At 37.9% G+C, this 1405-nt stretch carries 2 protein-coding genes; both read left to right on the plus strand.

The window, feature by feature from the left end; all coding sequences use genetic code 11:
• Positions 1-370 precede the first annotated feature (370 nt).
• On the plus strand, positions 371-913 hold the full coding sequence (locus BWI92_RS26720; RefSeq protein ID WP_095168659.1) for a hypothetical protein: 543 nt from the start codon (positions 371-373) through the stop codon (positions 911-913).
• Positions 886-1134, plus strand: coding sequence for a hypothetical protein (locus BWI92_RS26725; protein WP_095168661.1), 249 nt, complete (start codon positions 886-888; stop codon positions 1132-1134). Before BWI92_RS26720 ends, BWI92_RS26725 begins: the two co-directional genes overlap by 28 nt.
• Positions 1135-1405 lie beyond the last annotated feature (271 nt).

Here is a 1405-nt window from a genome sequence, read left to right on the forward strand (position 1 = left end):
TGCATCAAAAGCCGAATTGGAAATTATTATTCCGATTCGGCTTTTTTTATTGGAGCTGTGAAAAGTTTTTGATTATGAGGTAGTAATCAATACAATGTTATCTTGCAAAAATATGATAATACCCCAACTTTACTCAAAACCTACTTTATGATAAAGCCCATTTATGTTTATGACCAGCAGATACTAGAGCAACCATGTCCTGACGTACCTCATAACTCGCCAATACTTACTAATTAGTTCAGACGAACGTTTTGAAGCTTACCGTAAAGGAACTCTAAACAAGATTCGCTACCAAAATGCACCCAAACCAGAGCCAAAGGGTCTAACTGACCTTGAAAAGGCTACGATTGTAAACAACTTCTGGAAATATGTGAAAGATGTGTTCTACCCACAACGCAACTATACCCCAATTGAGTCCGAAATCAAGAAAGTGATCCACAGAGACGTGTTTAATGGTTTTAAAAATGAGAATCCAAAGGAAAATACCTTCGAATTCTGGCAGATTTATAGCATGACTCTCCAGTATTGGGCAGATAAAAAGCAAGCTTTTGACGCTCGTAAGGATAGAGAGGCATATCACCCAACAAAATACTTCTCGAAAGACTACGGAACACACCAAAAACAAGGATTCTTAGTAGTGCTCCAATGGGCTAAAAAAGCCGAAAAATCACTCAGAGAGATAGAATTCGAAAAAGAGCTTGAGCGTGCCAAATTGACTATGATTCAATACCCAATGACAGGTGTTGTACCACGTGGTCAAGGGAATAAAATCAAGGATATTACCCAATTAGCCCAATATTTTAATCGCAAGTTGAGCGTAAAAACCAATAGTGACTATGTACAAAAATTCAACAACTTTCTAACAACAACTAACTTTCTAAGACCATGCAACCAACAACATCAGCACCAGTAGTTAAATGGAAATTAAAGTACATATTACCCAACGGTGTTTGGCTTCCAATCAAAGGAGCATCCGATTTAATCATCTTTGGTAGAAATAGTTCCGAACGCCTCAAAGCAGCTTGTAAGCTTGTGAGCGGTTTTAAAGACCCAATAGACAATGCTTATATCTACGAAGTAGGTTACAATGGCAAAATGATTGCCCAGTACGACAAGACTTTGAAAAGTTCTTAATGTGCGACTCGCAAAATTGATAGCAAATTGAAAGACCAGGGAATTGCTGCAGCTCTCTTTTAAGCAAATTTTGATAGCAAAATTCAAGGCAGCTCATACCGATCAAATACCGCTCAGGCAAAAGTCCACTCTAAATTGATAGCAAAATGAAATTTCAATCTCAAAACACCTTGATTGTAGCAATACTCTCCGTTGCTGGCGTATTGTAAGCTTTTTCACAGAAAGAACCACCGCCAAGTTGAAATACAGACACATTCTAGCATATCAACAG

It is taken from the genome of Flectobacillus sp. BAB-3569 (genome assembly GCF_002270355.1).
GTDB lineage: Bacteria > Bacteroidota > Bacteroidia > Cytophagales > Spirosomataceae > Flectobacillus > Flectobacillus roseus.

What these genes read in the sequence shown, in the direction of transcription:
- BWI92_RS26725 (WP_095168661.1), top strand. Translation starts at nt 886, where the DNA reads ATGCAACCAACAACATCAGCACCAGTAGTTAAATGGAAATTAAAGTAC.